This is a genomic window from Streptomyces sp. WAC 06738, assembly GCF_003945505.1.
In the GTDB taxonomy this organism is placed as follows: Bacteria; Actinomycetota; Actinomycetes; order Streptomycetales; family Streptomycetaceae; genus Streptomyces.
In genome coordinates this window covers 1,313,099-1,338,252 of sequence record NZ_CP029618.1, presented here as the reverse complement: position 1 = coordinate 1,338,252, position 25,154 = coordinate 1,313,099, and the positions used below count along the sequence as shown (strand labels likewise).

Here is a 25,154-nt window from a genome sequence, read left to right as displayed (position 1 = left end):
GCGCGGGCCCCTCCAACGGGTGATATGACGGTCGACTGCTGTGATACGCGGAAGAATCGTGCCAGCGTGTACGTGCCGGGCGTGGAGCGGACTTGTACGGTCCACGTCCTGTGGGTCATTCCTCCCCCTCCAGATCGCCCTCGAGTTCGAGGTAGATCTCGCGGAGCCGGGCCAGGGTCCGCTGGTCCGGCTCCGCCCAGAGACCCCGCTCGGCCGCCTCCAGCAGCCGTTCGCCGATCCCGCGCAGCGCCCACGGGTTCGAGCGCCGCATGAACTCCTGGTTCTCCGGGTCGAAGACGTACTCGGCGGCGAGCTTCTCGTACATCCAGTCGTCCACCACGCCCGCGGTGGCGTCGTAGCCGAAGAGGTAGTCGACGGTGGCGGCCATCTCGAACGCGCCCTTGTAGCCGTGCCGCCGCATCGCCGCGGTCCAGCGCGGGTTCACCACCCGGGCGCGGAAGACGCGGTGCGTCTCCTCCCCGAGCGTGCGCGTCTTCACCTGCTCGGGCACGGCGCTGTCGCCGATGTACGCCTCCGGCGAACCGCCCGTCAGATGGCGGACCATCGCCACCATGCCGCCGTGGTACTGGAAGTAGTCGTCGGCGTCGGCGATGTCGTGCTCGCGGGTGTCGACGTTCTTCGCCGCCACCTGGATCCGCCGGAACGCCGCCTCCATGTCGCCGCGCGCCGCCCGGCCGTCGAGCCCGCGGCCGTAGGCATAGCCGCCCCAGACCGCGTAGACCTCCGCGAGGTCCGCGTCCGAGCGCCAGTTGCGGGCGTCGATCAGCGGCAGCAGGCCCGCGCCGTACGCGCCGGGCTTGGAGCCGAAGATGCGGGCGGTGGCGCGGCGGCGGTCGCCGTGGACGGCGGTGTCCTCGTCCGCGTGCGCCCGTACGAAGTTCGCCTCCGGCGGCTCGTCCAGCTCCGCGACCGCGCGCACCGCGTCGTCCATGAGGCCGACGACGTGCGGGAAGGCGTCGCGGAAGAAGCCGGAGATGCGTACCGTCACGTCGATGCGCGGCCGGCCCAGCTCCGCGGCCGGCACCACCTCGAAGCCCGTCACCCGCCGCGACGCGTCGTCCCACACCGGGCGGCAGCCCAGCAGCGCCAGGATCTCCGCGATGTCGTCGCCCTGGGTGCGCATGCAGGAGGTGCCCCAGACCGTGAGCCCCACGGACTTCGGGTACGTGCCGTGGTCGGCGAGGTGGCGGGCGAGGAGGGAGTCGGCGAGGGCGCTGCCGACGTCCCAGGAGAGCCGGGAGGGGATGGCCTTGGGGTCGACGGAGTAGAAGTTGCGGCCGGTGGGCAGCACGTTGACGAGCCCGCGGGTGGGGGATCCCGACGGCCCGGCGGGAACGTAGCCGCCGTCGAGCGCGTGCAGCACGTTGCCGATCTCGTCGCCCGTACGGCGCAGCCGCGGAATGAGTTCCGCGGCTGCGAACTCCAGCACCCGCACGGCGTCGGGGCACTCGACCCCGAGCACCTCCGCCACGGCCCGACCTGCGGCCTTGACGGACCAGTCGCTCGCCTCCATGAACTCCACGAGGCGACGGGCCAGGGACTCCAGCAGATCGATGGCGTCGGAGGCCGTACGGAGGGCCGCGGGCCGCCGGTCCGCCGCGGCGGCCGGGGCATCCGTGGGCGCCGCCGGACCGCGTCCGGCAGGCTGACCGGCACTCTGCGCGGCGCCCCACTCCGCCAGCCCCGCCGGTGAGGCGATCCGCGCGCCCGGCTCGGCCAGCAGCTCCGCCTCCACCAGCCCCGCCCGGGCCGCGAGCGCCGCCCGCAGCCCCGGCAGCGCGCCGCCGGCGCCGCCCCACATCTGCGCGGAACGCAGCACCGCCAGCGCCAGGTTCACCCGTGGCTCGCCGACCGGTCCGGCTCCGAGCACGTGCAGCCCGTCCCGTATCTGCACGTCCTTGATCTCGCACAGCCAGCCGTCGACGTGCAGCACGAACTCGTCGAAGTCGGCGTCCTCCGGCTGCTCCGCCACGTGCAGGTCGTGGTGGAGTTCCGCGGCCCGCACCAGCGTCCAGATCCGGCCGCGCACCGCGGGCGCCTTCGCCGGATCGAGGTCGGAGACGAGCGCGTACTCGTCCAGCAACTGCTCCAGCTTCGCCAGGTCGCCGTAGGAGTCGGCGCGGGCCATCGGCGGCACGAGGTGGTCGACCACCGTCGCGTGCCCGCGGCGCTTGGCCTGGGTGCCCTCGCCCGGATCGTTGACGATGAACGGGTACACCAGCGGCAGGTCCCCCAGCACCGCGTCCGGCGCGCAACCCGCCGACAGCCCCAGCCCCTTGCCCGGCAGCCACTCCATCGTGCCGTGCTTGCCCATGTGCACGAGCGCGTCGGCGCCGAACGTGCGGTCCAGCCAGCGGTACGCGGCCAGGTAGTGGTGCGACGGCGGCATGTCCGGGTCGTGGTAGATGGCGATGGGGTTCTCGCCGAAGCCGCGCGGCGGCTGGATCATCACCACCACGTTGCCGAAGCGCAGCGACGCGAGCACGATCGCGGGTCCTTCGCCGCCGTCGTCCACGTACAGCTCGCCCGGAGGATCGCCCCAGTGCTCGACCACCGAGGCCCGCAACCCGGGGTCCAGCGCGGCGAACCACCGCTCGTAGTCGTCCAGCGGCACGCGCGCGGGCGCCGCCGCCAACTGCTCCTCCGTCAGCCACTCCACGTCGTGCCCGCCGGCGGCGATCAGCCGGTGGATCAGCTCGTCGCCGTCGTCCGGGTGGCCGTCGACGCCGTACCCCGCGGCCCGCAGCGCGTCGAGCAGCCTGACCGCGGAGGCGGGCGTGTCCAGGCCGACGGCGTTGCCGACCCGGGAGTGCTTGGTGGGGTACGCGGTGAAGACCAGCCCGATCCGCTTCTCGCCGTTCGGCGTGTGCCGCAGCCGCGCGTGCCGCACCGCGATCCCCGCGACCCGCGCGGCCCGCTCCGCGTCCGCGACGTACACCGGCACGCCGTCGGGACCGTCCTCCTTGAACGAGAACGGCACCGTCACCAGCCGCCCGTCGAACTCCGGTATCGCCACCTGCATCGCCGCGTCCATCGGCGACAGCGCCGCGTCCGAGTCCAGCCACGCGGCGCGCGCCGACGTCAGGCACAGCCCCTGGAGCACCGGCACGTCCAGCTCCGCGAGCGCCCCGACGTCCCACGCCTCGTCGTCCCCGCCGGCGGAGGCGTCGCCCGGCCGCGTACCGCCGGAGGCGAGCACCGTGGCGACGAGCGCGTCCGCGCGCCCCAGCAGCTCGAACAGCCCGGGCTCCGCGCCGCGCAGCGAACCGCAGTACACGGGCAGGGCGTTGGCGCCGTGTGCCTCGACGGCCTCGCAGAGGGTGTCGACGAAGGCGGTGTTCCCGGAGAGCTCGTGGGCGCGGTAGAAGAGCACGCCGACGGTGGGCCGGTCCTCCTTCAGCGCGTACGCACCATGCACGCCGTACGCGGGCATCTTCCGCGGCGGGGCGAAGCCCTCGCCGGTGAGCAGCACGGTGTCCGACAGGAACCGGCTCAGCTCGGCGAGGTTCGCGGGCCCGCCCTCCACGAGATACCGCAGCGCCTCGGCGACCACCCCGGCGGGCACGGACGACTCGGCCATCAACTCGGCGTCCGGCACGGACTCCCCGCCCAGCAGCACGGTCGGCAGTCCGGCGGCCCCGAGGGCTGCGAGGCCGTCCTCCCAGGCGCGCTTGCCGCCGAGGAGGCGGACGACGACGAGGTCGGTGCCGTCGAGGAGCGCGGGCAGGTCGTCGGGGCCGGTGCGGGAGGGGTTGGCGATCCGGAAGTCCGCGCCGGAGGCGCGGGCGGCGAGGAGGTCGGTGTCGGCGGTGGAGAGGAGGAGGACGGTGGTCATGCGTGACTCGCTTCGGTGGGGAGGAGGGCGGCGGCGAGGGTGGTGGTGAGGAGGGCGAGGAAGGAGACACGGGCGGAGAGGCGGACGGCACGCTCGATGTCGTGCACGCCCGGAGCGCGCCCGGCCGGATTGAGCACGGCCCGGTGCTCGGTCCGCCCCGCATACGACAGCTCCCCACCGAGCCGCAGCCCGAGCGCACCGGCGAACGCGGCTTCCACGGGTCCTGCGTTGGGGCTGGGATGCCGCGGCCCGTCCTCGCGCCACACGCGCCGGGCGGCGCGGGGGTCGGGCCCGGCGAGCGCCGCGAGCGCGGCGGTGAGCCGCGCGCCGGGATAGCCGGCGAGATCGTCGAGCCGGGCGGCGGCCCAGCCGAAGCGCAGATAGCGGGCGGACTTGTGCCCGACCATGGCGTCGAGGGTGTTGACGGCCCGGAACCCGGCGAGCCCGGGAACGCCACCGACCGCCCCCCAGAGGAGGGCGCCGACGACGGCGTCGGAGGTGTTCTCGGCGACGGACTCGACGACGGCCCGGGCGATGTCGGCTTCGCCGAGGCGGTGGGGGTCGCGGCCGCAGAGGTGGGGGAGGCGGTGACGGGCGTCGGCGAGGTCGTGGGCGCGGAGGGCGTGGGCGATGCCGAGGGCTTCACGGCGGAGGGAGGCTCCGCCGAGGACGGCCCAGGCCGCGAACGCGACGAGCAGAACAAACGGGACCTGTTCCCCGATCCCGCCCCTTCCCGAACCTCGGGGGCTGCGCCCCCAAGGCCCCGCCGGGGCTGCGCCCGTGGGGCCCTCGGGGCTTCGCGGCCCGGGCCCTGGCGTGGTTGTGGCCGGGGTCGTCTGGGGGCTACGCCTCGTGGCCGGGCCCGCGGGTGCGGTGAGGGGGGTGTGTTCCCCGATCCCGCCCCTTCCCGAAACTTGGGGGCTGCGCCCCCAAGACCCCGCCGGGGCTGCGCCCCTGGCCCCCTCGGGGCTGCGCCCCGAACCCGGGCACCGGGGTGCGCCCGCGTGCCCCTCCGGGCTTCGCCCTTGGGGTCCCGGTGCGGCTGTGGCAGCGGTGAGGTCCGGCTGGGTCGTGAGGGGGGTGTGCTCCCCGACCCTTCCCGGACCTCGGGGACTGCGCCCCCAAGACCCCGCTGGGGCTGCGCCCGCGGGGGCGCGGCGACCGGGCCTCGTGCCCTCGCCCCTGCCCCCTCCGGGACCCAGCGCCGAACTCCCGCCCGGGGCTGTGTCCGAACGTCCCGCGGGGCTGTGCCCCGAGCCCGGGTCCCGCTCCATGCCCGTGCGTGCGTCGAGGCTGCGCCTCGCCGTCCACGTGCTCTGGCCCCAACCCGGGGCTGTCGCCCTGCGCGTTGCTGCCGTGGCCAGGGCGGCCGTCGCCACCGTTGCGCCTACGCAGAGTGCCGTGTGCAGGACGCCCGCCGCGCGGTTGTCGCGCCAGAGGCGGGATTCGAGTGCTGCGGCGGCGCGGCCGAAGGCCGCTACCGGGTGGGCGCGGCGGGGGTCGCCGAAGAGGTGGTCGGCGGCGTAGCCGAGGGTGGCGCCCAGGGCGTACGCCAGCGGGCGGCCGCCGATGAGCCGGGCGGGGTGTGACGCGGTGTCGGGTGTCATGGTGCCGTTCGGTGCGGGGCGTGTGCCGGTGGGCATTCGGTGGTCGGGTTCCGGGGGCGAAGCCCCCGGGAAAGGGGCGGGGCGACAGCCCGGCGATCGGGCGGGATACGTGGCCGTCTGCGGTCTGGGGGCACAAGCCCCGCGGGGTTCGGGGCGTAGCCCCGGGCGGGGTCAGGGGCGCAGCCCCGGCGGGGTCTCGGGGCGGAGCCCCCGAGTTTCGGGAAGGGGCGGGGTCGGGGAACAACCCCCCTCAGCCCGCCACCCCCGCACCCGGCCCCGCCGGCATCCCGCGCAGCAACACCCCACGCACCGCCGCAGAGTTCAGTGTGATCACCGAGAGGCGAATCCCAGCAGGTGACGGCCGTCGTGCAGCCACTCCCGCACGCCCTCGCCCGGCACCAGAGACCCGGCACCCTGTCCGGCACCGACGACATACGGCAGAACGAGCATCAGGATCCCGCCGAACAGCGCCCACGGGGCGATGGTCCTCAGCGGCACAGGGGTGAGGAGAGAGTCTGTCGTGGGTGACACGGCCGACTGAGCCATGGCGGAAACCTCCCGGGGATCACGCGTCCCATCCGGTGGAGCTCTTCACGACGGTGCGGGTCTGACTCACCGAACTCCGCCCCGCGCGGGGCGTCGTCCGGCTCACAGTGGCGCGGCCGTGCCGGAATCTCACCGGGCTTCCGTTGCGCCGTCGTCTTCGGTTGACGAGGTGACGATACCGTCGCCTGCGGGCCGGCGACCACAGGGCGTCCGCCGGCCGAGATGCGGAAGGGGCAGGTGAGACTGCTGGTGACGGTCCGGGTGATGCTCGTCACGCCGGCGGTCAACGCCGAGCTGCGGCACGCGGTGTTCGGCGCGGACGAACCGCTGGACGCGGCGGGTCGACGTGCGGCGGAGCGCGCGGGGGCCCACGCGGCGGCTTCGCTGCGTACGCACACGCCGGCGTACGCCGCGCCGTCGGTCCGCTGCCGGCAGACGGCCGACGCGCTGGGGCTCGCGGCGGAGCCCGAGGCGGAGCTGGCGGACTGGGACGTCGGCCGCTGGCGCGGGCGGGGCCTGGAGGAACTGGCGGCGGCGGAGGGCGAGGCGGTACGGGCCTGGCTGACGGATCCGGCGGCGGCCCCGCACGGTGGGGAGTCGCTGCTGCAGTTGCGGGGGCGGGTCGGCGTATGGCTCGACGGCCTGACCGGACCGGCGGGCACGGCAGGACCGGCGGGCACGGCAGGACCGGCGGGCACCGCGGGCACCGCGGGCACGGCAGGAACGGAGACCACCGGCGACACCGGCGACACGCACCGGACGGACAGCGCCCCAGCCCCCGCCCTCACCCACCGCGTCGTCGCCGTCGCCGAGCCCGCCGCCGTACGCGCCGCCGTCGTGCACGCCCTCGACCTGCCCTCCGCCGCCTTCTGGCGCCTCGACGTACCGCCGCTGACCCGCACCGAACTGACCGGCCGCGCCGGCCGCTGGAACCTCCGTTGCGGCATCCCCCTGACCCCGGACCCCTGACCCCGGACCCCTGACCCGGGGAATACCCGCCACCACCCCGTCCGTTTCCGCCGTCATGCGTGTAGAGATCTGGTCCGACGTCATCTGCCCCTGGTGCTACATCGGCAAGGCCCGGTTCGAGAAGGGCCTCGCCGCCTTCGCGGGCCGGGACGAGGTCGAAGTGGTGCACCGCTCCTTCGAGCTCTCCGCCGGTGCCGCGCGGGGCGGCCGGCAGGAGCTCGGCCCCGAGCTGAAGGCCAAGTACGGCTGGGACGACGCGCAGCTCAAGGCGATGGAGGACCGGGTCGGCGCCGCCGCGGCGGCCGAGGGGCTCGGCATGCGCCACGACCGGTTCGTCACCGGCACCTTCGACCTGCACCGCGTCCTGCATCTCGCCAAGGAGCGCGGCCTTCAGGACCGGCTCCTCGACGCGTTCTACACCGCCAACTTCGCCGAGGCCCGCCCGATCAGTGAGGACGACACGATCGTCGACATCGCCACCGGCGCCGGCCTCGACGCCGGCGAGGTGCGCCGGGTGCTCGCGGACGAGGACGCCTACGCCGACGCCGTACGCGCCGACGAGAAGGAAGCCGCCGAGCTGGGCGCCACCGGTGTGCCGTTCTTCGTCATCGACCGCCGCTTCGCCGTCTCCGGCGGGCAGCCGGCGCAGGTCTTCACGCAGGCCCTGGAGCAGGCCGCCGCCGCGGGCGGGCTGCAGACCGTCGCGGGCACGGGCGGCGACGGCGCCGTCTGCGCCGACGACGACGCCTGCGACGTCCCGTAGCGGACCGGCCCCCCAGGAGCCCAGTCCCGCGGAACACGGCCGCGCCCCCCGCCCGGAAGGATCCGGGCGGGGGGCGCGGCACCGTCCCGGTGTCACATCCCCGCAGGTCCGCGGAGGTACGCCACGGCCATCGCGCTCCGCGTCACCGCACCGGCGTGAAGTCCCGCGCGCCGATGAAGTCCGGCCGCCGCACCGGTGCCGCGAACGGCTCCACCGCCGCGTTCTCCACGCTGTTGAAGACGAGGAAAACGTTGCTGCGCGGGTACGGCGTGATGTTGTCGCCCGAGCCGTGCATGCAGTTGCAGTCGAACCAGGTCGCACCGCCGGCCGCGCCGGTGAACAGCTTGATGCCGTGCGCCTCCGCCATCTCCGTCAGCGCCTCGTCCGACGGCGTGCCGGCGTCCTGCATCTGCAGGGACTTCTTGTAGTTGTCCTTCGGCGTGGCACCCGCGCAGCCGAGGAACGTCTTGTGCGACCCCGGCATGATCATGAGGCCGCCGTTGGTCTCGTAGTTCTCCGTCAGCGCGATCGAGACCGACACGGTCCGCATGTTCGGCAGGCCGTCCTCGGCGTGCCAGGTCTCGAAGTCCGAGTGCCAGTAGAAGCCGCTGGCGCCGAACCCGGGCTTGATGTTGATCCGGCTCTGGTGGATGTAGACGTCGGAGCCGAGGATCTGCCGCGCCCGCTCCAGGACGCGCTCGTCGCGTACCAGCTTGCCGAAGACGTCGCTGATCTTGTGGATCTCGAAGATGGAGCGTACGGCCTGGGTGCCCGCCTCGATGATCGAGCGCTCGTCGGCGCGGACCCGCGGGTCGGCGATGAGCCGGTCCAGCTCGGCCTTGTACGTCTCCACCTCCTCCGGGGTGATCAGCTGGTCGACCGTCAGGTAGCCGTTGCGCTCGTAGCCCTCCAGCTCCCAGGGCGGGATGGGCCCGTCGGCACCCGGTTCCGACCAGACCACCGGGTCCTGACGGGGCGTGCTCACTTCTTCCGCGCCGCGCGTCGGGTAGAGGTCGGTGACAGTCGGGCTGGCCATGGTTCTCAGTCCTCCTCAGTCAGCAGCGGGTACACGCCGTTCTCGTCGTGGTCCTCGCGGCCCGTGACCGGCGGGTTGAAGACACAGATGCAGCGGAAGTCCTCCTTGATCCGCATCGTGTGCCTCTCGTGCCCGTCCAGCAGGTACATCGTCCCCGGCGTGATGGCGTGCTTCTCGCCGGTCTCGTCGTTGGTGAGTTCGGCTTCGCCCTCGACGCAGACGACGGCCTCTATGTGGTTCGCGTACCACATCGACGTCTCGGTGCCCGCGTAGAGCACGGTCTCGTGGAGGGAGAAGCCGACGCGCTCCTTCGCGAGCACGATGCGCTTGCTCTCCCAGGTGCCCGACGCGGACTTGATGTGCCGGTCGGTACCTTCAAGCTCCTTGAAGGATCGGACGATCACGGTGCCTCTGTGCCTCTCTCTCGGGATCGGTCGGCGGCTCTGCCGCTCTGTCTGCCGGCGTGTACGTGCCTGCTCGTACGCGACGGGCGGGCCGCCCCGGCCCTCAGGCGGTCTCGCGGACCGCCCGGGCCAGCGTGCGCAGCCCCTCGTCCAGGTCGTCCGGCGTCGTCGTCAGCGCCGGCAGCAGCTTGACGACCTCGCTCTGCGGCCCGGAGGTCTCCAGGATCAGCCCCAGCTCGAAGGCGCGCCGGCAGACACGCGCGGCGCGCGCCGGGTCGGGGAACTCGAGCCCCCACACCATGCCGCGGCCGCGGTATGTGGCGTCCGCGTCGGAGTGCTCCGCGCAGATCGCGACCAGCGCCTGCTCGATCTGGGCGCCGCGGGCGAGGGTCTGCTTCTCCATCTGGCCGTCGGCCCAGTACGTGTCGAGCGCCGCGGTGGCGGTGACGAACGCCGGGTTGTGGCCGCGGAAGGTGCCGTTGTGCTCGCCCGGCTCCCAGATGTCCAGCTCCGGCTTGAAGAGCGTGAGCGACATCGGCAGCCCGTAGCCGCTGATCGACTTCGACAGCGTGACGATGTCGGGCGTGATGCCCGCGTCCTCGAAGGAGAAGAACCCGCCGGTGCGGCCGCAGCCCATCTGGATGTCGTCGACGATGAGCAGCATGTCGCGGCGTTTGCACAGCTCGGCGAGGCCGCGGAGCCAGTCGGCGCGGGCCACGTTGATGCCGCCCTCGCCCTGGATGGTCTCGACGATGACGGCGGCGGGCTTGTTCAGCCCGGAGCCCTGGTCCTCCAGCAGCCGCTCGAACCACAGGAAGTCCGGGACCTGGCCGTCGAGGTAGTTGTCGAACGGCATGGGGGTGCCGTGCACCAGCGGGATGCCGGCGCCGGCGCGCTTGAACGCGTTGCCGGTGACGGCGAGCGAGCCGAGCGACATGCCGTGGAAGGCGTTGGTGAACGAGACGATCGCCTCGCGGCCCTTGACCTTGCGGGCCAGCTTCAGCGCGGCCTCGACGGCGTTGGTGCCGGTCGGGCCCGGGAACATGACCTTGTACGGCAGGTCGCGGGGGCGCAGCACGACGTTCTGGAAGGTCTCCAGGAACGCGCGCTTGGCGGTGGTGGCCATGTCGAGGCCGTGGACGATGCCGTCGCGCTCCAGGTAGTCGAGGAGCGCGCGCTTGAGCACGGCGTTGTTGTGGCCGTAGTTGAGGGATCCGGCGCCGGCGAAGAAGTCGAGGTAGGTGTGGCCGTCCTCGTCGTACAGATAGCTGCCCTGGGCCCGGTCGAAGACCGCGGGCCAGCCACGGCAGTAGCTGCGCACCTCCGACTCCAGGGTCTCGAAGACGCTCAGGGCGGGCGGTGTGATGGTCACAGCGTTCTCCTGGGAGATGATCCGGTGTGCGGGGGGTGCGAATGGGTCGGTCGGCTCAGCCCGCGAGCGGGCCGATGCGGTACAGCAGCTCGGGCTCGTGCCCGTCCGGGAAGTGCTCCCCCTGGAACAGCACGTCGCGGTCGACGCCGGCGCCGTGGCGGCGCGCGTACGAGCGGAAGAGCTGGTCGGAGGCGGAGTTGTCCGGCGTGATGGTCGTTTCGAGGCGGCGTATGCCGCGGTCCGCCAGCGCGCGCTCGGTGAGCCCGTCGAGGAGCGCGCCTGCCAGGCCGCGGCCGCGGAACGCGGCGTCCACGGCGATCTGCCACACGACGAGGGTCTCCGGCCGCGCGGGCCGGATATAGCCGGTGACGAAGCCGACCGGGGCGCCGTCCGAGTCCCGTGCCACGACGCTGGTGTCGGCGAAGTCGCGACACCACAGCAGGTAGCTGTACGACGAGTTGAGGTCCAGCGATCCGGAGTCGCGTGCGATGCGCCAGATTGCGGCGCCATCCTCGATTCGCGGGGTGTCCAGCCGGACACCCGCCTCGTCTGCAGCCGCGGTGCGGGGTTTATCGGGAGGGCCTGCTAGGTCTGCTTGTGCGGCAGTCATGCAGATTGAATTTACCTAGGGGAAATTGAAATCGCACGGCCGGTAGGGGTTACAAAAGGGACGTAGGTGTGTTATCCGCGGGCACGCGCGAGCGCGCGAACCGAAGGGGATATGCCCCGATATATCAGCGAATTCCCGGGGGGAGTCGGCGCCCGGTCCCGAAATGTAACGTATTGATAACGACTCCGGCCGGTGTCCGGATTGAGAAGGTTGACTGGCCGAAAAATTACCTGGTTTATCCGACCGGGAAGCGGGCAGAAGAAGACGGGAAAATCACTTCGCGGAGGCGACGATAAACTGCCGTTAAACATACGTCAATGCCTCACCCCCCGTGTTCGTTCCTTCGCGTGAGCTCGGCTGTGGTACGCCCCGGAGATCGCCGCGAACGGCCGCCCGCTAGGGTGCCCGGCATGAGCGAGAGCCCGGTGCTGCGCGTGAGGGGCCGGGTACTGACCGGCCGCGAGGAAGTCCGCGACGAGCTGTGGGTGGTGGGCGGGCGCGTCACCTTCACGCCGCCCGCCGCCGCGCGCGAGGTCGTCGACATCGAGGGCTGGGCGCTGCCCGGGCTCGTCGACGCCCACTGCCACGTCGGGCTCGACGCGCACGGCGCGGTGGACGACGCCACCAGCGAGAAGCAGGCCCGTACCGAGCGCGAGGCCGGCGCCCTGCTGCTGCGCGACGCGGGCTCCGCCGCCGACACCCGCTGGATCGACGACCGCGACGACCTGCCGCGGCTCGTCCGCGCCGGCCGCCACATCGCCCGTACCCGCCGCTACATCCGCAACTACGCCCACGAGATCGAACCGGACGACCTCGTCGCGTACGTCGCCCGCGAGGCGCGCAGGGGCGACGGCTGGGTGAAGCTCGTCGGCGACTGGATCGACCGCGAGGCCGGCGACCTCACCCCGTGCTGGCCGCGCGAGGCCCTGGCCCCCGCGATCGCCGAGGCGCACCGTTTCGGCGCCCGCGTGACCGCCCACTGCTTCGCCGAGGACTCGCTCCGCGACCTGGTCGAGGCGGGCATCGACTGCATCGAGCACGCCACGGGCCTCACCGAGGAGACCGTGCCGCTCTTCGCCGAGCGCGGCGTCGCCATCGTGCCCACCCTCGTCAACATCGCGACCTTCCCGGAGCTGGCGGCGGGCGGCCAGGCCAAGTTCCCCCGCTGGGCGGACCACATGCGCCGGCTGCACGACCGCCGGTACGCCACCGTGCGCGCGGCCTACGACGCCGGCATCCCCGTCTACGCGGGCACCGACGCCGGCGGGTCGCTGGCGCACGGCCTGGTCGGGCAGGAGGTGGGCGAGCTGGTCGCCGCGGGGATCCCGGCGGCGGACGCCGTCTCGGCGGCGGCGTGGGGCGCGCGGGAGTGGCTCGGGCGCCCGGGCCTGGAGGAGGGCGCCCCCGCGGATCTCGTGGTGTACGAGGCCGATCCGCTGGCCGACGTGCGGGTGTTGACGGCGCCGCGGCGGATCGTCCTGCGCGGGCGGGTCGTCGGCTGAGAGCAGAGGAGCGGGGGGCGCGGGGCGACTTCCGCGATCTGATTCCCCCGAAGGGGTGAACGAGCGCAGAGTGTCCGTCGCGTCACCCTGAGTGCGTAAAGCTGGCGGGGCAGTTGACGATCCGACGCACGTAAACCCGTGGGGGGTTTGTTCCTTGTCCCGCTTGTCCCGCCTTTTTCGCATGCCCGCGACCGCCGTCACGGCGGCCGCACTGGCCGCCGGCCCGGCCCTGCTCCTTGCCGCACCCGTCCACGCCGACGGCGCCGACGGCGCGGCCCCGGCCCGTACCGGCTCGGCCGGCGCCTCCGTGCTCCGCGCCGACCTCGACGTCTCCCTGCTCGACAAGACAGTGCGGGTGCCGGTGCTTTCGACGCTCAACGAGGTCCGGGTGCCCGCCGCGGGCCGGGACTCCGGTGCCGCGGACAAGACCGCGCTCGACGTCCGGGTCGACGGCCTCGCGGCCGCCGAGGGCGGCGAACACCCGGAAGGACCCCGGGCGGTGAACATCGCGCGCGCCGAAGTCGCCACCGCGGACGCCACCGTGGACGTGTACGGCGCCGAGGCGTCGTCGCACCTCGCCCGCGCCGAGGTGCACGTCCCCGGGCTGCCGGCGCTCCCGCTCATCAAGGTCGAGGAGGTGACGTCGAAGGCCGTCTGCGCGGTGGGGGAGAAGCCGAAGGCGGAGTCCCGCACCCTCGGCTCCGTCACCGTCCTCGGCAAGCGCGTCACGGTCACCGTGGGCGGCGAGCCGACGGTGGTCGCGGTGCCGGGCGTGGGGGAGGTGTCGCTCGGCTTCTCGCAGACGGAGACCACGCGCGCGGCGGCGAGCGCCGCCGCGCTGCGGCTGCGGGTCTCGGTGAACCCGCTGAAGCTGAACGTCGCCGAGGTGGAGGGCGAGGTGACGCTGGTCGAGGCGGCGTGCGAGACGCCTGCCGGCGGTACGGGCCCGGGGGAGGAGCCCGGCGACCGCCCCCAGGGCGACGCCGAGCCGGTCCAGGACGAGCGGCCCGCCGACGCCACCGACCCCGCCCCCGAGCGGCAACTCGCAGAAACGGGCGGCAGCTCGGCGACCCCGTACCTGGTCGGCGGCGCCGCCCTCCTCGTCGGCCTGGGCCTCAGCGGCCTGGTGCTGGCCCGCATCCGGACGCGGGGCTGACACGCGCGAGAGCGGCGCGCGTGCGGCACCGTGTCTGACGGCCGTACCGGTACCGGGGACGTCCCCCGCGTGCCGGTACGGCCGCTACGCCGTCGGCGCCCCGGGCGGCAGGAACGGCAGGTCGCCCGGGGCGCCCGACTCGATCAGGCGCAGCAGGGCCTTGGTGTCCGCGTGCTCCTCGATCAGGTCGCCCAGCTTCTCCAACTGCTCCTCCCGCAGTGCCGCGAAGGACGTGTCCGGCGCCGGCACGAACGCCCGCCCGGCGTCCGCCGCCACCTGCCGCAGGAACGCCCGCCGGAAGCCGTCGTTCTCCAGGGCCCCGTGCCAGTGCGTCCCCCACACCTGGCCCACCCGGCACCCGGCGAGGAACGGCTCCCCACCCCGTACGTCCGCCACCCCGTGGTGGATCTCGTACCCCGCCACCGGCTCGCCCAGCGCCGTGCCCGCGGGCCGGCCCAGCGTCTTGCGCGCCGCGAACTCCACCCGTACCGGCAGCAGTCCCAGCCCGGCCACCGACTGCGCGGGCCGCGCCTCCACGCCCGCCGCGTCGCCGATCCGCTCCGCCAGCATCTGGAACCCGCCGCAGATGCCCAGCACCGGCCGCCCCTGCGCCGCCCGGCGCGCCACCGCCGTGTCCAGGCCCCGCTCCCGCAGCCACGCCAGCGCCCGTATCGTGCCCCGCGTCCCCGGCAGCACCACCAGGTCCGCCTCCGCCAGCTCCTCCGGCCGGTCGGTGAACTGCACGGCGACGCCGGGCTCCGCGGCCAGCGCGTCCACGTCGGTGAAGTTCGACATCAGCGGCACCGGCACCACCGCGACCCGCAGTGCCTCCCGCCCGTGCGGCGGCTCCGCGGGCAGCTCGCGGATGCGGCCGCGCAGCGACAGCCGCAGCCCGTCCTCCTCGTCGATGCCCAGCCCGTGCCGGAACGGCAGCACCCCCAGGGTCTGCCGCCCGGTCAGCCCGCGCAGCATCGACAACCCCGGCTCCAGCAGGGAGACGTCACCGCGGAACTTGTTGACCAGATAGCCCGCGACCAGGCCCTGGTCCGCCGCGCTCAGCAGCGCGGTGGTGCCGAAGAACGACGCGAAGACCCCGCCCCTGTCGATGTCCCCGACGACCACGACGGGCAGCCGCGCCGCCCGCGCCAGCCCCATGTTGACGATGTCGCTGTGGCGCAGGTTGATCTCCGCCGGGCTGCCCGCGCCCTCGCAGATCACCACGTCGTACGCGCGCCGCAGCTCCTCCAGGCAGTCCGTGACCGTGTCGAACAGCGCCCGCTGCCGCTCCCCGTGGTAGCCCGCCGCGCTCAGCTCCGCCACCGGCCGGCCCAGCACCACCACCTGGCTCTGCGCCTCGCCGCCGGGCTTCAGCAGCACCGGGTTCATCAGCGCGGTGGGCTCGGTGCGGGCGGCCGCCGCCTGCATGGCCTGGGCCCGCCCGATCTCGGCGCCCTCGCGGGTCACGTACGAGTTGAGCGACATGTTCTGCGCCTTGAACGGCGCGACGGAGACGCCGCGCCGGGCCAGCCACCGGCAGATGCCGGCGGTGACCACGCTCTTGCCCGCGTCCGACGTCGTGCCGGCGACCAGCAGGCCGCCGGCGCGCGCCGTCACTTGACGATCAGATAGATCCCGTAGGCCACGGCTGCTGCACACAGCGTGAAGCATACGTACGCACCCGCCCTGGCCAGGGCGGAGGGTGCCGTCTCGGTCGCCGCGGCACCCTCGGGTCCTTCCGGCTCCGTCTTCGGGGAGAGACCGACGATGCCCACCGTGAAGAGGCCCACGAGCGCCACCGTCATGACGAGGCTGACGCCGAAGACCTCGCCGAGTGCTGCCCAGTCGATGTCCATGCTGCTTCCTTGGTCTCAGTCGGGATCGGCCGTCAGACCGTGGCCTGGGAGGCGGGGCCGGACGCGGTCCGCGGCGCGGGTATGCTCACCGGCTCCACGGCACCGTCCGCGCCGTCGCCGGCGGTGACGGGCTCTCCGGTCACCGGGTCCACGTCGTTGACGTTGGAGTGGTCGACCCGGTCGCGGCGCGAGGCCGCCCAGATCGTCGCGCAGGCGGCGACGCCCAGGACGGCGACCGTCACCACGCCCCAGTCGCCCCGGTCCGCCAGGAACGCCGCGGCCCCCGCGATCAGCCCCGCGGCCGGCAGGGTCAGGCCCCACGCGGCGACCATCCGCCCGGCGGTGCTCCAGCGCACCACGCCGCCCTTCTTGCCCACGCCGGAGCCCATGATCGAGCCGGAGCAGACCTGGGTGGTGGACAGGGCGAAGCCGAGGTGCGAGGAGGCGAGGATCACCGTGGCCGAGCTGGTCTGGGCGGAGAAGCCCTGCGGCGGCTGGATGTCGGTGAGGCCCTTGCCCATGGTGCGGATGATGCGCCAGCCGCCGAGGTACGTGCCGAGCGCGATGGCCAGCGCGGCGGAGACGATGACCCAGGCGGGCGGGTCGGAGTCGGGGGCCAGCGAGCCGCCGGTGATCAGCGCCAGGGTGATGACGCCCATCGTTTTCTGGGCGTCGTTGGTGCCGTGGGCGAGGGAGACCAAGGCGCCGGAGGTGATCTGCCCGGCGCGGTAGCCCTTCGCGGTCTGGTCCGCGGAGCGGCGCTTCGCGAGCCGGTACGTCAGCCGGGTCGCGGCGGCGGCGGCGATGCCCGCGACCAGCGGCGCGGCGATGGCGGGGATGAGGACCTTCATGACGATGGCGTCCATGTGCACGCCGTTCCAGCCGACGGAGACGAGGGTCGCGCCGATCAGGCCGCCGAAGAGGGCGTGCGAGGAGCTGGAGGGCAGCCCGGCGAGCCAGGTCAGCAGGTTCCAGACGATCGCACCCACCAGCCCCGCGAAGATCACTTCGGGCTGTATGCCGGACCCTTCGTCGATGATGCCGCCGGAGATGGTCTTGGCGACTTCCACGGAGAGGAAGGCGCCGATGAGGTTGAGGACTGCGCTCATCGCCACCGCCGTCTTGGGCTTGAGCGCCCCGGTGGAGATGGTGGTGGCCATGGCGTTGGCGGTGTCGTGGAACCCGTTCGTGAAGTCGAACACCAGGGCGGTGACTACGACGACTCCGATGATGAGAGTGAGGTGTTCCATGTACCCAAGCAATCCGCTCGAAGGTCGGGGGCCGTGAGGAACGTAAGTACTCCGAGTGAACACAAGGTGAACTGGGCCGGACGCGACGGTGACGAGGGCGAATGGGTGTCGCAATGTCCCCGGCCAAACGCTTCATGCGCAGGTCATAGGGAGGATACAGATGCGTCACGCGTGGCGTGAGCTGCTGGCGACGGCCCGGCGGATGTACTCCGAAGGGCTGGTCGTCGGAACCTCGGGCAACGTCTCCGCGCGGGTGGGCGACCATGTGCTCATCACCCCGACCGGCGTTCCCTACGAGGAGTTGGGCGACGACGACCTCGTCGCCGTCGACCTGCGGGGGCGGCAGACGCACGGCTCGCTCAAGCCGACGAGCGAGCTGTCCATGCACCTGGCGGTCTACGGGAACACCGACGCGAGCGCCGTCGTGCACACCCACGCCGTGCACGCGACCGCCGTCTCCACGCTCGTGCCGGAACTGCCCACCGTCCACTACGCCACCGCGGCCCTCGGCGGCCCGGTGCGCGTCGCCCCGTACGCGCTCTACGGGACGCCCGAACTGGCCGCGGGCATGCTGACGGCGCTCGCCGGACGGTCCGCGTGCCTGATCCAGAACCACGGCACCGTCGCCTACGGCGCCGGCCTCGCGGAGGCATACGACAGGACCGCGCAGCTCGAATGGATGTGCCGGGTGTGGCTGGCCGCACGCTCGGTGCCGGGGCTGAGCCCGTCGCTGCTGTCGGCGGAACAACTCGGGGAGGTCGCGGAGAAGCTGAAGGGCTACGGCCAGCGGTGAGCCCGTGCCCGTGACCCGGGCGGGTGCGCGCACTGGCAGGGTCCTGGCCGTACGCGGACAATGACTGAGATGCGTATCAAACCGGCCGCCGCGGCCCTGACCAGCCTCCTCGCCGCCGGAGTCGGCGCCGGTGCCGCCGCCGTGGCCGCCGGGCGGTACGGCTCCCGCGCCGCCCTGCGGCCCGCCCCCGCGGGCCCCGTCGGCTTCGAGGGACCCCGGCTGCGGGTGATCGCCGCGGCCGGCGGGCAGGTCACCCTCGGGCCCGGCTCACCGCCCGCCCTGCGCCCCGAGACGTACGGGCTGACCGGCCGGGACGTGCACGCCGTCGTCGGCCCGCTGGTGCGCGCCGAGTCGTGGCCGGGCGGCCGGCTCGTGCGCCGGCTGGAGCGCGTCACGTACGGCAGCCTGGACGCGGGCACCCGGGTGCGGCTGACGCCGAAGGTGTACGTGGGCACGCCGCGCTCGGCGCTGGGCATCGCGTACCAGGAGGTCACCGTCGCGGGCCCGCTGGGCGCGCTGCCCGCGTGGTACGTGCCGGGCACCCGCGGCACCTGGGTCATCGCCGCCCACGGCCTCGGCGACACCCGCGAACAGGCCCTGACCGCCCTGCCGTTGCTGCACGAGCTGGGCCTGCCGGTCCTCGCCCCCGCCTTCCGCGGCGACCCCGGCGCCCCGCCCGTCCCCGGGGGCCGCGGTGCGCTCGGCCGGGCCGAGTGGCCCGACCTCGACGCGGCGCTCCACTGGGCGGTGCGGCACGGCGCGCGGCGCGCGGTGCTGTACGGCTGGTCGACCGGCGCCACCATGGCGCTGCGCACGGCCGCGGAGTCCGCGGCGGCCTACGGCATCGCGGGACTGGTGCTGGACTCGCCGGTGCTCGACTGGCGCGCCGCGGTACGTGCCCTCTCCGGCCGCTCCGGCGCCCCCGGGCGGCTTCCGCTGCCCGGCCGGCTGCGCGGTCTCGCGGTGCTGGCGGCCGGCGAGTACCCGGAGCTGGACACCGCGCTCGCCGTACCGGAGGCGCCGACGCTGGTGCTCCAGGGCCAGGCCGACGACATCGCCCCGCTCGCCGCGGCGCGGGCGTTCGCGGCCCGCGGCGGCGACAAGATGCTGCTCCGCGAGGTCCCCGACGGCGGGCACGCGACGCTGTGGAACGCCACCCCGGCCGCGTACGAGGACACCGTCCGCCGCTTCCTGACCCCCCTGCTCTAGGCCGTTTCCGCCGTATCCCCCCTCCACGGCCCCCCGGTCCGGCAAGATCCAGAAGACAGCCCACGGCCCCGTTTCCGGCCCGCCGTCGAGCCCGCCGCGGCGCGCCCGACGGCCCCTCGCCAACCCCGGATTGGGCTTTCGCCGCCCCACCCGCGAGACTTGGTGCGTGATGGCGCACAGTTCGCACCACCCGCCGCTCCGCCTCGTCCCCAGGCAGCCCCGTCGCGAGATGGCCGCCGCAGCCCGCCGGGCCGTCGTCGACCGGGCCCTTCGCCCGGCGCCGCGGCCCCCGGAGGGCATCGCCGCGCCCCGGGTGCTCGCCGGCCACGCCCGCGCCCTGCTCGCCGAGGCGGTGCGGGTCGCCCGGTGGGCGGAGGGGAGGCCACAGCCCTGGACGGAGGCACCACAGGCCGAGTGGGACCGGGCCAGGCTCGCGGGCCTGGTCGAGGTGCAGGGCGCGTACGCCCGCCCCGCCTGGCGGCTGCGGGCCTGGGACCGCGACGAGCGCGCGGTGCTCCGCGGCTGGGTCGCGCTCTTCGACGCCTGGTCGCTGGCGCACCCCGCGCCCGAGCCGCTGGCCGTCGACTCGGTCGCCCTCGGCGACGCCATCGAGGCCATGCCGCAGATGCTCGCCCTGCTCCACCTCACCGGCGGCCCCGTCGCGTACCCGTCCTGCTCGACCTCCTCGGCCAGCGCGTCGCCGAACTGCGCACCGAGCGCTGCGAGGTCGCGTACGGCAGCGAGGGCACCCCCGTGCCGGGCCAGGCCGCCGAGCCGGCGGCCGCGGAGGTCCCGGACGCGGAGCTGCCGGCGCTGCTGTCCGGGCTGCTGGACTGGGCGCTGGAGGCGTTCGCCTCGGTGGGGGCGCTGACCCGGGAGGGCCCGGAGGTGTCGCTGACGCCGCTGGGCCACTGGGCCGTGTGGATGAAGATCGAGCAGATCTGCATCGCCGCCCAGGGCCCCGAAGGGCACATCGAGAAGCCCGCCGAGGCGATGCTGCGCAGTTGCGCGGGGCTGACGCCGGGCCCGGCCCGCGCCGAGTACCGCGCGTGGCTGGCGGCGCGGCCCTCCGGCAGCGCGGTCGCGGAACTGCTGGAGGTGGCGCGGGGCGACGACGCGCTGCTGCGCGGGCTGGCGTTCGAGGCGCTGCGCGCGGTCGGCGCGGCGGCGGAGAGCGCGGTGCGCGAGGCGTGCGACGAGCCGATGCTGCGGCCTTACGCGCTGCTGTGGCTGGCCGAGCAGGAGGGCGGCGACGCGGACGAGGCGCTGGGCGCGCTGACCCGGGAGGAGGCGACCTGGCTGTGGGTCGACACCGCCGCCGCGGTCGCCGACCACGGCGAGGGCAGCCTGCTGGTGCGGCACCTGGAGTCGGCGGTGCAGGGCAGCGTGCCCGCGCTGCTGGCGGAGGTGGGCGGCGCGGGCCATCCCCGTACGGTCCAGGTGCTGGTGGCGCTGGCCGCCGCGCACCCCGACCCGGCGGTGGCCAAGGCCGTGCGCCGGGCGGCCTTCCGGGTGCACACCGGCGGGGCGTGAGCGGGGCGGGGGCGGGTCAGCGGGGGGCGGGCGCGTACGTGCCGAAGCTCCAGACGTTGCCCTCGTGGTCGCGCGCCATGTAGTCCCGCGCCCCGTAGTCCTGGTCGGTGGGCGGCATCAGGATCTCCACGCCGTGCTCCACGGCCTGCCGGTGGTGCGCGTCGGGGTCGTCCACCACCACGTACACCCCGCTGGGGCCGCCCGCGCCCACCGCCCTGTCGAACTCGCTGCCGGTGCCCTTCGAGCCCAGCATCACCATCCCGTTCCCCTGGGCCAGCTCCGCGTGCACCACCCTGCCGTCCTCGCCCTCGAAGACCGCGACCTCCCGGAAGCCCAGCCCCTCGGTGAGCAGCCGGACGGCGGCCTTGGCGTCGTCGTACAGCAGGGTGGGGTAGACGGTCGGGGCGTCGTCGCTGCCGGGCATGCGGATCACATCCTCTCGAAGCCTGTACGGGCAGTCTGGCACCGGCCACCGACACCGGCAGCCGGGCCGCGCTCCAGGGGGCCGCCCGCCGGGATCCGGCGGGTTAATCGGGTTGCGGGCCCCGATACACTTGCCGCATGGCAACTCTCCACGTGCATGAGTAGCGGCGTAGCTCCGTAACCCCCGTCCTTGCCGTCTTCCGCCCTGCCCTGGAGAACTTCCGTGATCACCGCCACCGGCCTGGAGCTGCGCGCCGGCGCCCGCGTCCTCATCGAATCCGCCACCTTCCGCATCGCCAAGGGCGACCGCATCGGCCTCGTCGGGCGCAACGGCGCCGGCAAGACCACCCTCACCAAGGTGCTGGCCGGCGAGGGCCAGCCCGCCGCCGGCACCGTCACCCGCGGCAGCACCGTCGGCTACCTGCCGCAGGACCCGCGCACCGGCGACCTCGACGTGCTCGCCCGCGACCGCATCCTGGCGGCCCGCGGGCTGGACGCCGTCATCCGCAAGATGCGCGAGGACGAGCAGCGGATGTCCGGCGGCAAGGGCGCCACCCGTGAGAAGGCCATGCGGCGCTACGAGCGCATGGAGACCGAGTTCCTCACCAAGGGCGGGTACGCCGCCGAGGCCGAGGCCGCCACCATCGCCGCCAGCCTCGGGCTGCCCGACCGGGTGCTCGGCCAGCCCCTCCATACGCTCTCCGGCGGCCAGCGCCGCCGCGTGGAGCTGGCCAGGATCCTCTTCTCCGACTCCGAGATCCTGCTGCTCGACGAGCCGACGAACCACCTCGACGCCGACTCGGTCGTCTGGCTGCGGGACTACCTGAAGACGTACCACGGCGGCTTCGTCGTCATCTCCCACGACGAGCAACTCGTCGAGACCGTCGTCAACAAGGTCTTCTACCTCGACGCCAACCGGGCCCGCATCGACGCGTACAACATGGGCTGGAAGCTCTACCTCGCGCAGCGCGAGGCGGACGAGAAGCGCCGCCGCCGCGAGCGCGCCAACGCGGAGAAGAAGGCCGCCGCCCTCAACGCCCAGGCCGACAAGATGCGGGCCAAGGCGACCAAGGCCACCGCCGCGCAGAACATGGCCCGCCGCGCCGAGCGGCTGCTCTCCGGGCTCGACGAGCAGCGGCAGGCCGACAAGGTCGCGCGGCTGCGGTTCCCCGACCCGGCCCCGTGCGGCAAGACGCCGCTGACCGCCGAGGGCCTGTCCAAGTCGTACGGGTCGCTGGAGGTCTTCACCGACGTCGACCTCGCCGTCGACAAGGGCTCCCGCGTCGTCATCCTCGGCCTCAACGGCGCCGGGAAGACCACGCTGCTGCGGCTGCTGGCCGGCGTCGAGAAGCCCGACACCGGCGGGGTGACCCCCGGCCACGGCCTCAAGCTGGGCTACTACGCGCAGGAGCACGAGACCCTCGACCCGGACCGCTCGGTGCTGGAGAACATGGCCTCGGCCGCGCCCGACATGGACGCCGTCGAGATGCGCAAGGTGCTCGGCTCGTTCCTCTTCTCCGGCGACGACGTCGAGAAGCCGGCCCGCGTGCTCTCCGGCGGTGAGAAGACCCGGCTCGCGCTGGCGACCCTCGTCGTCTCCTCCGCGAACGTGCTGCTGCTCGACGAGCCGACCAACAACCTCGACCCGGCCAGCCGCGAGGAGATCCTCGGCGCGCTGCGCACCTTCACCGGCGCCGTCGTCCTCGTCACCCACGACGAGGGCGCGGTGGACGCGCTGGAGCCGGAGCGCATCATCCTGCTGCCGGACGGCGTCGAGGACCTGTGGAACGCGGACTACGCAGACCTGGTAGCGCTTGCTTGATCACCTCCGTCTGGATCATTCGGCTCATGGGTGATCCATCATCTGAGTGAGTGGTGCTCGTACCGCGGCGTGGCGCCTGGTCACCGGGCGTGCGGTGCCGGCTACGCGCGCCGTCGCCGCCGACCCGCCCCGGCACCGCCCCCTGACCTGCCTAATCGCTCCGGTCCGCGGTCCTCGCCGGTGCGCGGACCGGCTCGGAACGCCGGGTTCCGAGACTCCCCGCGAGGAACTCGGGAGAAAACCTCGTGCCGCGGACCTTGCCGAACGGGTGGCCAGGAGGCCATAAAGGGGTGATCATGAGAGTCCAGAGCGCACTTCCGTACGAGGAGGCACGGGTGGCCGAGACTCTGAAGAAGGGCAGCCGGGTTACCGGCGCCGCGCGCGAAAAGCTCGCGGCTGACCTGAAGAAGAAGTACGACTCCGGTGCGAGTATCCGGGCGCTGGCCGAAGAAACCGGTCGCTCCTATGGATTCGTGCACCGGATGCTCAGCGAATCCGGCGTGACCCTGCGCGGTCGCGGCGGCGCGACGCGAGGCAAGAAAGCGTCGTCCTGACGGGACCGCCCGCGGCCGCCCCGAGGGGCGCCCCGGACCCCGCACAGGCACCCGGCCGGTCCGCCGGACCGGCCGGGTGGTTACTGTTCGGTATATGACAGAGCTGCTGCACAGAGACGGCGTACGGCTCGCCCTGGACGGCGAGGACGGCACGCTGGCCACGGTGACCCTCGACCACCCCGCCCGGCGCAACGCGCAGTCGCCCGCCCTGTGGCGGGCGCTCGCCGCCGCCGGGCGTGAACTCCCCGGCAGCGTCCGCGTGGTGGTGCTCCGCGCCGAGGGCAAATCCTTCTCCGCCGGACTCGACCGGCAGGCATTCACCCCCGAAGGCTTTGCGGACGAGCCGTCATTCCTTGAGCTCGCCCGCTATTCCGACGGCGACCTCGACGCGGTCATCGCCGAATACCAGGAGGCGTTCATCTGGTGGCGGCGGAATGACATCGTTTCCCTCGCGGCGGTGCAGGGACATGCGATTGGCGCGGGTTTTCAGCTTGCCCTCGCCTGCGACCTCCGGGTGTGCGCGGACGACGCGCAGTTCGCGATGCGGGAGACCTCGCTCGGGTTGGTGCCCGATCTCACCGGGACCGGCCCGCTGGTGCAACTCGTCGGATATGCACGGGCGTTGGAGATGTGCGTCACGGGGCGTTTCGTGCACGCGGCGGAGGCCGAGCGGGTGGGCCTGGCGAACCTCGTGGTCCCGGCGGCGGAGTTGGGCGCCGCGACCGCCGACCTGGCGGCGGCGCTGCTGGCGGCGCCGCGGGACGCGGTGATCGAGACGAAGGCGCTGCTGCGGGAGGCCGCGGGCCGGACGTACGAGGACCAGCGCGCGGCGGAACGCGCGGCGCAGGCCCGCAGGCTGCGGGACCTGGCGGGGGCGGGGGAGTAGGGGGCCGCTGCGGGTGGGACCGGGCTGGGCTCGGGTGCCGCGGTGGTACGGGGCGCGCGTACGGCCGCCGGGCGGTTACCGGATGTCGGTGACGAGGACCGTGACGGTCGCGGCGTCGGTCCCGGCGCGTACGGCGAGGGCCACGTCGAGCGCGCGGTGCGCGGAGTCGAGGACGACGCGTACCTCGGCGTGCTCGCCGTCCCGGAGGACGTCGCGGTCGAGCACCCCCGGCACGTCCGGTGCGCCGTTGCCGGAACGGGCGTTCTCCCGGGCCCCGGGCGGGGGAGGGTCCGGCGGGCCGCCGGGGGCGGGCTGTGCGGCGGTCTGCGGGCTCTCCAGCAGTCCTGCCACGTGCACGTCCACCGCGGCCACGCGGAGCCCCAGGCGTTCCTCCGCGCCCCGCAGCAGGGCCTCCCGCAGGGCCGCCGCGGTGGCGGTCATCGGCCGGTCCACGGTGGCATCGCACTGCGCCGAGATCCGCAACTCCCCGTACGGCAGCGCGCTCACGGGCGCGGGCCCGGCCGCGGCGGCTCCGCCGGGGGCACGGGGTCCGAGGTAGTGGACCTCGCCCCCGGCGCCGCCCGCGTCGCGCACCGTCTCCCGGCCCGCGGGCCGGGAGACGCCCCCGCGCGGGTCACCCCCGCGGCCCCCGCACCCGTGGCGTCGCGTACCGGCCCCGTGCCGCCCCGGGCATCCGCCCGCCCGTGGAGAGCCTCCTCATCGCCGGGGTCCGCCGGCCCCACCCGCAGCCCCGTCACCCGCGCCTCGCGCAGCCCCGCCGCCGCGCGGCGCAGCACGCAGGCCGCCGCGCGCTCGGCGATCCACGTGCCGTCCGCGGCGTCGCCCAGGGGCAGCAGCCTCCCGAGCCCCACCTGCTCGCGCACCGCCTGTTCCCAGCTCCGCGCCGTCATACATCCCATCCTCCCCGACCCGGACCCCGTCCCCGCCCACCCACGCGGCGGCACCCACCGCCTGCTTCGTGTTTCCCCCTCCTACGCCCCCATGTCCCC

The 25,154-nt window shown here is 74.0% G+C and carries 22 protein-coding genes, 2 pseudogenes and 1 riboswitch; of the genes and pseudogenes, 10 read left to right on the top strand and 14 right to left on the bottom strand.

All coding sequences use genetic code 11. The annotated features are described in order from the left end of the window. Positions 1 to 115: 115 nt before the first annotated feature. The 4 genes and pseudogenes from cobN to DMB38_RS05540 all read right to left on the bottom strand — a co-directional run bounded on the left by cobN (position 116) and on the right by DMB38_RS05540 (position 6,009). Positions 116 to 3,856 (bottom strand): cobaltochelatase subunit CobN, encoded by a 3,741-nt coding sequence (gene cobN, locus DMB38_RS05555; RefSeq protein ID WP_125934198.1) that lies wholly within the window; start codon positions 3,854 to 3,856, stop codon positions 116 to 118. After that, positions 3,853 to 4,752, bottom strand: a complete 900-nt coding sequence (locus DMB38_RS05550; protein ID WP_240662672.1) for a CobD/CbiB family cobalamin biosynthesis protein — start codon at positions 4,750 to 4,752, stop codon at positions 3,853 to 3,855. The genes cobN and DMB38_RS05550 overlap by 4 nt, the downstream gene beginning before the upstream one ends. A 462-nt stretch (positions 4,753 to 5,214) precedes the next feature. After that, positions 5,215 to 5,463, bottom strand: a pseudogene (locus DMB38_RS05545) (cobalamin biosynthesis protein); the annotation flags it as partial. 330 nt (positions 5,464 to 5,793) lie between these two features. Further along, complete coding sequence (locus DMB38_RS05540) at positions 5,794 to 6,009, bottom strand: CbtB-domain containing protein (protein ID WP_125934197.1); 216 nt, start codon at positions 6,007 to 6,009, stop codon at positions 5,794 to 5,796. Between the two features lie 59 nt (positions 6,010 to 6,068). Beyond that, a riboswitch (cobalamin riboswitch) is annotated at positions 6,069 to 6,151 on the bottom strand. Positions 6,152 to 6,273: 122 nt separating this feature from the next. Here DMB38_RS05540 and DMB38_RS05535 point away from each other — a divergent pair. Both DMB38_RS05535 and DMB38_RS05530 read left to right on the top strand, forming a co-directional pair. Beyond that, the gene (locus DMB38_RS05535) at positions 6,274 to 6,978 is read left to right on the top strand and encodes a histidine phosphatase family protein (protein WP_125938826.1); all 705 of its coding nucleotides are present in this window, start codon (positions 6,274 to 6,276) and stop codon (positions 6,976 to 6,978) included. A gap of 55 nt (positions 6,979 to 7,033) precedes the next feature. After that, entirely contained in the window at positions 7,034 to 7,741 is a 708-nt protein-coding gene (locus tag DMB38_RS05530; RefSeq protein WP_125934196.1) for a DsbA family oxidoreductase, read from the top strand. Positions 7,742 to 7,883: 142 nt separating this feature from the next. Here DMB38_RS05530 and thpD read toward each other — a convergent pair whose 3' ends face one another. The 4 genes from thpD to ectA form a co-directional block, all read right to left on the bottom strand. Beyond that, a complete protein-coding gene (gene thpD / locus DMB38_RS05525; RefSeq protein WP_125934195.1) occupies positions 7,884 to 8,777 on the bottom strand; it encodes an ectoine hydroxylase in 894 nt (297 codons plus the stop codon). Between the two features lie 5 nt (positions 8,778 to 8,782). Next, on the bottom strand, positions 8,783 to 9,181 hold the full coding sequence (locus DMB38_RS05520; protein ID WP_125934194.1) for an ectoine synthase: 399 nt from the start codon (positions 9,179 to 9,181) through the stop codon (positions 8,783 to 8,785). Positions 9,182 to 9,284: 103 nt separating this feature from the next. Further along, on the bottom strand, positions 9,285 to 10,553 hold the full coding sequence (ectB, locus tag DMB38_RS05515; protein WP_125934193.1) for a diaminobutyrate--2-oxoglutarate transaminase: 1,269 nt from the start codon (positions 10,551 to 10,553) through the stop codon (positions 9,285 to 9,287). 55 nt (positions 10,554 to 10,608) lie between these two features. Further along, entirely contained in the window at positions 10,609 to 11,163 is a 555-nt protein-coding gene (ectA, locus tag DMB38_RS05510; RefSeq protein ID WP_125934192.1) for a diaminobutyrate acetyltransferase, read from the bottom strand. 410 nt (positions 11,164 to 11,573) lie between these two features. Between ectA and DMB38_RS05505 the strand changes: the two genes are divergently transcribed. Both DMB38_RS05505 and DMB38_RS05500 read left to right on the top strand, forming a co-directional pair. After that, on the top strand, positions 11,574 to 12,665 hold the full coding sequence (locus DMB38_RS05505; RefSeq protein WP_125934191.1) for an amidohydrolase family protein: 1,092 nt from the start codon (positions 11,574 to 11,576) through the stop codon (positions 12,663 to 12,665). Positions 12,666 to 12,846: 181 nt separating this feature from the next. Next, on the top strand, positions 12,847 to 13,821 hold the full coding sequence (locus DMB38_RS05500) for an SCO1860 family LAETG-anchored protein (RefSeq protein WP_125934190.1): 975 nt from the start codon (positions 12,847 to 12,849) through the stop codon (positions 13,819 to 13,821). An 84-nt stretch (positions 13,822 to 13,905) separates the two neighbouring features. Here the strand turns inward: DMB38_RS05500 and DMB38_RS05495 are convergent, their stop codons facing one another. From DMB38_RS05495 to DMB38_RS05485, 3 genes are read right to left on the bottom strand one after another with little or no spacing between them, the layout of a single operon-like run. Further along, positions 13,906 to 15,435, bottom strand: a complete 1,530-nt coding sequence (locus tag DMB38_RS05495; protein WP_125934189.1) for a cobyric acid synthase — start codon at positions 15,433 to 15,435, stop codon at positions 13,906 to 13,908. Further along, positions 15,432 to 15,674: a hypothetical protein gene (locus DMB38_RS05490; RefSeq protein ID WP_047015062.1), complete on the bottom strand. Its 243-nt coding sequence runs from the start codon at positions 15,672 to 15,674 to the stop codon at positions 15,432 to 15,434. The genes DMB38_RS05495 and DMB38_RS05490 overlap by 4 nt, the downstream gene beginning before the upstream one ends. A 32-nt stretch (positions 15,675 to 15,706) precedes the next feature. After that, positions 15,707 to 16,924 (bottom strand): inorganic phosphate transporter, encoded by a 1,218-nt coding sequence (locus DMB38_RS05485; RefSeq protein ID WP_125934188.1) that lies wholly within the window; start codon positions 16,922 to 16,924, stop codon positions 15,707 to 15,709. Positions 16,925 to 17,084: 160 nt separating this feature from the next. On the opposite strand from DMB38_RS05485, the gene DMB38_RS05480 reads away from it, so the two are divergent. The 3 genes and pseudogenes from DMB38_RS05480 to DMB38_RS05470 all read left to right on the top strand — a co-directional run bounded on the left by DMB38_RS05480 (position 17,085) and on the right by DMB38_RS05470 (position 20,459). Then, positions 17,085 to 17,717: a class II aldolase/adducin family protein gene (locus DMB38_RS05480; protein ID WP_125934187.1), complete on the top strand. Its 633-nt coding sequence runs from the start codon at positions 17,085 to 17,087 to the stop codon at positions 17,715 to 17,717. Positions 17,718 to 17,786: 69 nt separating this feature from the next. Next, entirely contained in the window at positions 17,787 to 18,926 is a 1,140-nt protein-coding gene (locus DMB38_RS05475) for a prolyl oligopeptidase family serine peptidase (RefSeq protein WP_125934186.1), read from the top strand. A gap of 229 nt (positions 18,927 to 19,155) precedes the next feature. Beyond that, a pseudogene (locus DMB38_RS05470) lies at positions 19,156 to 20,459 on the top strand (hypothetical protein). Positions 20,460 to 20,475: 16 nt separating this feature from the next. Here the strand turns inward: DMB38_RS05470 and DMB38_RS05465 are convergent. After that, positions 20,476 to 20,883, bottom strand: coding sequence for a VOC family protein (locus tag DMB38_RS05465; protein WP_125934185.1), 408 nt, complete (start codon positions 20,881 to 20,883; stop codon positions 20,476 to 20,478). 222 nt (positions 20,884 to 21,105) lie between these two features. Between DMB38_RS05465 and DMB38_RS05460 the strand changes: the two genes are divergently transcribed. The 3 genes from DMB38_RS05460 (at position 21,106) to DMB38_RS05450 (ending at position 24,144) form a co-directional block, all read left to right on the top strand. Further along, positions 21,106 to 22,704, top strand: coding sequence for an ABC-F family ATP-binding cassette domain-containing protein (locus DMB38_RS05460; protein WP_125934184.1), 1,599 nt, complete (start codon positions 21,106 to 21,108; stop codon positions 22,702 to 22,704). Positions 22,705 to 23,039: 335 nt separating this feature from the next. Then, on the top strand, positions 23,040 to 23,258 hold the full coding sequence (locus DMB38_RS05455) for a helix-turn-helix domain-containing protein (RefSeq protein WP_026276177.1): 219 nt from the start codon (positions 23,040 to 23,042) through the stop codon (positions 23,256 to 23,258). 94 nt (positions 23,259 to 23,352) lie between these two features. Further along, positions 23,353 to 24,144, top strand: coding sequence for an enoyl-CoA hydratase/isomerase family protein (locus DMB38_RS05450; RefSeq protein WP_125934183.1), 792 nt, complete (start codon positions 23,353 to 23,355; stop codon positions 24,142 to 24,144). 75 nt (positions 24,145 to 24,219) lie between these two features. Here the strand turns inward: DMB38_RS05450 and DMB38_RS05445 are convergent, their stop codons facing one another. Beyond that, complete coding sequence (locus DMB38_RS05445) at positions 24,220 to 24,651, bottom strand: hypothetical protein (RefSeq protein WP_240661990.1); 432 nt, start codon at positions 24,649 to 24,651, stop codon at positions 24,220 to 24,222. Continuing rightward, positions 24,648 to 25,055, bottom strand: a complete 408-nt coding sequence (locus DMB38_RS05440) for a hypothetical protein (RefSeq protein ID WP_125934182.1) — start codon at positions 25,053 to 25,055, stop codon at positions 24,648 to 24,650. Before DMB38_RS05440 ends, DMB38_RS05445 begins: the two co-directional genes overlap by 4 nt. Positions 25,056 to 25,154 lie beyond the last annotated feature (99 nt).

Excerpts from the sequence above, each read along its gene's own strand:
- cobN (WP_125934198.1), bottom strand. The coding sequence starts at position 3,856 with ATGACCACCGTCCTCCTCCTCTCCACCGCCGACACCGACCTCCTCGCC.
- DMB38_RS05540 (WP_125934197.1), bottom strand. The coding sequence starts at position 6,009 with ATGGCTCAGTCGGCCGTGTCACCCACGACAGACTCTCTCCTCACCCCT.
- DMB38_RS05535 (WP_125938826.1), top strand. The coding sequence starts at position 6,274 with ATGCTCGTCACGCCGGCGGTCAACGCCGAGCTGCGGCACGCGGTGTTC.
- DMB38_RS05530 (WP_125934196.1), top strand. The coding sequence starts at position 7,034 with ATGCGTGTAGAGATCTGGTCCGACGTCATCTGCCCCTGGTGCTACATC.
- thpD (WP_125934195.1), bottom strand. The coding sequence starts at position 8,777 with ATGGCCAGCCCGACTGTCACCGACCTCTACCCGACGCGCGGCGCGGAA.
- ectA (WP_125934192.1), bottom strand. The coding sequence starts at position 11,163 with ATGACTGCCGCACAAGCAGACCTAGCAGGCCCTCCCGATAAACCCCGC.
- DMB38_RS05505 (WP_125934191.1), top strand. The coding sequence starts at position 11,574 with ATGAGCGAGAGCCCGGTGCTGCGCGTGAGGGGCCGGGTACTGACCGGC.
- DMB38_RS05500 (WP_125934190.1), top strand. The coding sequence starts at position 12,847 with ATGCCCGCGACCGCCGTCACGGCGGCCGCACTGGCCGCCGGCCCGGCC.
- DMB38_RS05490 (WP_047015062.1), bottom strand. The coding sequence starts at position 15,674 with ATGGACATCGACTGGGCAGCACTCGGCGAGGTCTTCGGCGTCAGCCTC.
- DMB38_RS05485 (WP_125934188.1), bottom strand. The coding sequence starts at position 16,924 with ATGGAACACCTCACTCTCATCATCGGAGTCGTCGTAGTCACCGCCCTG.
- DMB38_RS05480 (WP_125934187.1), top strand. The coding sequence starts at position 17,085 with ATGCGTCACGCGTGGCGTGAGCTGCTGGCGACGGCCCGGCGGATGTAC.
- DMB38_RS05475 (WP_125934186.1), top strand. The coding sequence starts at position 17,787 with ATGCGTATCAAACCGGCCGCCGCGGCCCTGACCAGCCTCCTCGCCGCC.
- DMB38_RS05465 (WP_125934185.1), bottom strand. The coding sequence starts at position 20,883 with ATGCCCGGCAGCGACGACGCCCCGACCGTCTACCCCACCCTGCTGTAC.
- DMB38_RS05450 (WP_125934183.1), top strand. The coding sequence starts at position 23,353 with ATGACAGAGCTGCTGCACAGAGACGGCGTACGGCTCGCCCTGGACGGC.
- DMB38_RS05440 (WP_125934182.1), bottom strand. The coding sequence starts at position 25,055 with ATGACGGCGCGGAGCTGGGAACAGGCGGTGCGCGAGCAGGTGGGGCTC.